This is a genomic window from Faecalibacterium longum, from assembly GCF_040094125.1.
Classification (GTDB): Bacteria; Bacillota; Clostridia; order Oscillospirales; family Ruminococcaceae; genus Faecalibacterium; species Faecalibacterium longum.
In genome coordinates this window covers 1-3,517 of sequence record NZ_JBBNIH010000038.1, presented here as the reverse complement: position 1 = coordinate 3,517, position 3,517 = coordinate 1, and the positions used below count along the sequence as shown (strand labels likewise).

General features: G+C 58.9%; 3 protein-coding genes and 1 riboswitch. Of the genes, 2 read left to right on the top strand and 1 reads right to left on the bottom strand.

Annotated features, from left to right (window positions below):
- Positions 1 to 127: 127 nt before the first annotated feature.
- Positions 128 to 643, bottom strand: a complete 516-nt coding sequence (locus AAAU26_RS00460) for a folate family ECF transporter S component (protein WP_158395179.1) — start codon at positions 641 to 643, stop codon at positions 128 to 130.
- A gap of 151 nt (positions 644 to 794) precedes the next feature.
- Positions 795 to 890: riboswitch (THF riboswitch) on the bottom strand.
- Positions 891 to 1,068: 178 nt separating this feature from the next.
- Here AAAU26_RS00460 and AAAU26_RS00455 point away from each other — a divergent pair.
- Together AAAU26_RS00455 and mscL are read left to right on the top strand one after the other, a co-directional pair.
- Positions 1,069 to 2,760 carry a M3 family oligoendopeptidase gene (locus tag AAAU26_RS00455; protein WP_227619731.1) on the top strand — a complete coding sequence of 564 codons (1,692 nt, stop codon included), beginning with the start codon at positions 1,069 to 1,071 and terminating at the stop codon, positions 2,758 to 2,760.
- Between the two features lie 74 nt (positions 2,761 to 2,834).
- The gene (mscL, locus tag AAAU26_RS00450) at positions 2,835 to 3,281 is read left to right on the top strand and encodes a large conductance mechanosensitive channel protein MscL (protein WP_227619730.1); all 447 of its coding nucleotides are present in this window, start codon (positions 2,835 to 2,837) and stop codon (positions 3,279 to 3,281) included.
- Positions 3,282 to 3,517: the final 236 nt, after the last annotated feature.

Here is a 3,517-nt window from a genome sequence, read left to right as displayed (position 1 = left end):
TCCAGAGGTAGGGAGGGGGGATTCGAAACACCCCTCCCTACCTCTGGCCCGCGCGGAGCGCAAGCCATTTGACCGAAAAAGAAAACCTGCCCCACGCCGCAGGCGCACCCGCGCGGAGCGCAAGCCTTTATCGTTTCGCCACTGCCATCAGCGCCCGATTCTCGAGCAGAATACGCAGCAGCACCGTATTCACAGCCGTGAGCACCAGCGCATTTGGGATGCGGGCGATGAGCACTGCCCATGCATAGCCGTAAAAGATGTGGAGCGCCAGCGAGTTGATGACCATCGAGCCGACGAAGTGTGCCGCCAGCACACTGCACCACAGCCGGTTGCCGGTGCGCAGATGGGAAAGCTTCTGCCAGCCCAAGCCGCCGACCAGGCCGATGGACGCCGCACCCAGCGTGATGAGCGGATTGATGGCATAGCCAGCCAGCACGCCGCCGATGATGTCGGCCACCATGCCCACGACGAAACCCGCCCACGGTCCAAAGAGGATGCCCGCCAGCAGCACCGGCAGACTGCCCAGATTGAACCGGACAAAGCCGGTGGAGATGCTCAGCACCCGGGAAAAGACGATGCTCATGGCGATGAGCAGGGCCATCGCCGTCAGGGTGCGCACGGAGATTCTGGATTCGTTTTTCATATCAACTGTCCTCCTGTTTTTCAGGAACTGCGGGGGAGCAGAAAGAAACGCCCTCCCCTGTGACAAACCGCACAAAGGAGGGCGTGAGTTCAACAAACTTCACTTCCGGACGACGCCGTGCAGACGGCCTCGCCCGCACCCAAGTCCATGCAGCAGCGGGATGCAGGCCATGCACCGCGGGTCTCCCTTCGTCCGCAGCACAACTCCCCGTTGATGCGGCACTTGACGCGCATGGCCTTACTCTGTTGATACTGTTATTATATGCTTTTTTTCGCCCTGTTTCAATCATGGGATGCAACAGGTTTGCTAAAACAAAGCCGCAGAATTTATCACATATGCTCAAAGTCTTTCTTTTTTGGCCCAAACGTGATAAGATGGGCATGATATTGAAAGGGGCTTTCCCGCCCCGGAAAGGATTTTTCACGATGAAATTCAGTGAGATGACCTATACCCGCCCTGACATCGACGCGCTGCTGGCTCGCTGCAAAGAGCTGACCGCAAAAGCAGCTGCCGCTGACAGCGGCGAGGCCCTTGTGGAGGTTTACTACGAGCAGAGCCGCGCCTTCGCCGACTACAACACGGCGGCCAACCTCGCCAACATCCACTACACCTGCGACACCCGCGACGCCTACTGGAAAGCTGAGCAGGACTTCTTCGATGCCAACGGCCCGGCAGTGTCCAACGCCAGCGTCGAGATCAGCCGCGCCTTCCTCGCCAACCCCCATGTGGACGCCCTGACCGAGGCCTTCGGCTCCACCTGCGTGGCCGGCATGAAGAACGCCGTGCTGGGCATGGATGAGCGCACCGTGGCCCTTCAGCAGGAGTACAACGCCCTCGTCAGCACCTACCAGCAGATCTACGGCGGTGCGCTGGTGGAGTTGGACGGCAAGCAGCTCACCATCCCCCAGCTTGGCCCCTACAAGGAGAGCACCGATGCCGCCACCCGCCGGGCCGCTTATGAGGCCGAGGCCGGTTACTTCGACGCCCACCGCGCCGAGCTGGACGAGCTGTACACCAAAATCGTTAAGAACCTGAACCAGCAGGCTCAGGTGATGGGCTTCCACGACTACAGCGAGCTGTCCTATGTGCGGATGAACCGCATCGGCTACGGCCCTGAGGACATCAAGCGCTTCCGCGACCAGGTAGCCCACGACGTCGTGCCGGAGCTGCAGAAGGTCATCGCTCTCAAGAACAAGCGCACCGGCATCCAGCACCCCACTTTTGCCGACCTGCCGGTGGCTTTCAAGGACGGCAACCCCAAGCCCATCGAGGGCTACGACGCCCGGATGGCCGCAGCCCGCACCATGTACCATGAGCTCAGCCCCGAGACGGCAGAGTTCATCGACTTCATGCAGGACAACGAGCTGTTCGACGTCAAGAGCCGCCCCGGCAAGATGTCCGGCGGCTACATGACCAGCCTGCCCTCCTATAAAGCCCCCTTCATCTTCGCCAACTGGAACAATACTTCCGCTGACGTGGATGTTCTGACCCACGAGTGCGGCCACGCCTTCGAGGGCTATGTGGCTGAGCGCGATCCGAAGATCCCCGCCGACCTCGAATGCCCCGGCATGGAGAGCGCCGAGATCCACTCCATGGCCATGGAGTTCCTCACCGCACCGTGGCACCACCTGCTCTTCGGCAAGGACACCGACAAGTATGCCCTGCTCCACGCCGAAGACAGCTTCCTCTTCCTGGCCTACGGCTGCGCGGTGGATGAGTTCCAGCACATCATGTACCAGAACCCCGATTTGACCCCCGACCAGCGCAACCAGACCTGGCTGGAGCTGGAGCACAAGTACCGCCCCTGGATCGACTTTGACGCTCTGCCCTTCTATGGCCGCGGTGCAGGCTGGCAGCGTCAGCTCCACATCTACGAATGCCCCTTCTACTATATCGACTACTGCCTGTCCACCATGGCCGCTCTGCAGTTCTTCCTGCTGAGCCTCCATGACCAGAAAGATGCATGGGAGCGCTATCTGCGCCTCGTCCGCCGTGCCGGCACGGCCAGCTACACCGAGCTGTGCGAGACCGCCGGTCTGCAGGTGCCGTTCAACGACGGCTCCATCAAGGCCATCGCCCAGCAGATGAGCCAGTGGATCGCAGAGCATCAGGTCTGACTTGAAAATATTGCCGTCTTTTTGTATTATATAGGTATATCATGCCATCTGCGGCAAAAGGAGCGGTACTTATCATGTCAGAAAAGAAAACCAGCGGCATCAAGAATTTCTTTGAAGAGTTCAAAGCCTTCGCCATGCGCGGCAATGTGCTCGACATGGCAGTTGGTGTGGTCGTCGGCTCGGCTTTCACCGCGATCGTCAACTCTCTGGTAAACGACATCATCTCCCCCATCATCGGTCTGTTCTTCAACGCCGATTTCTCGGATGTCGTCATCCAGATCGGCGATGTTGGCATCGGCGTCGGTGCTTTCCTCAACGCCATCATCAACTTCCTCATCGTGGCCTTCGTGCTGTTCGTGACCATCAAGGCCATCAATATGCTGCACAAGAAGCCCGTGGAAGAGCCGAAGGAGCCCACCACCAAGAAATGCCCCTACTGCCAGAGCGAGATCTCTATCAAGGCTGTCCGCTGCCCCCACTGCACTTCGAAGCTCGAGGGCTTCCCCGAAGCAAAGCTGTAATTTTCCCTGTTTTCTCCCCGGCGCTGTCCGCTCTTTGGACGCCGCCGGGGCTTTTTTGTACCCTTTTTTCGGGGCGCAGAAAAGAAAATCAGAATTTTTTCGAAAAAAGTATTGCTTTTTCGGGCGAGTCATGGTATTATATCAGAGTCGTCACGACGCAACAGAATATGGACGGTTAGCTCAGCTGGTAGAGCATCTGCTTGACGTGCAGGAGGTCACAGGTTCGAGTCCTGTAC

What these genes read in the sequence shown, in the direction of transcription:
- AAAU26_RS00460 (WP_158395179.1), bottom strand. Translation starts at nt 643, where the DNA reads ATGAAAAACGAATCCAGAATCTCCGTGCGCACCCTGACGGCGATGGCC.
- AAAU26_RS00455 (WP_227619731.1), top strand. Translation starts at nt 1,069, where the DNA reads ATGAAATTCAGTGAGATGACCTATACCCGCCCTGACATCGACGCGCTG.
- mscL (WP_227619730.1), top strand. Translation starts at nt 2,835, where the DNA reads ATGTCAGAAAAGAAAACCAGCGGCATCAAGAATTTCTTTGAAGAGTTC.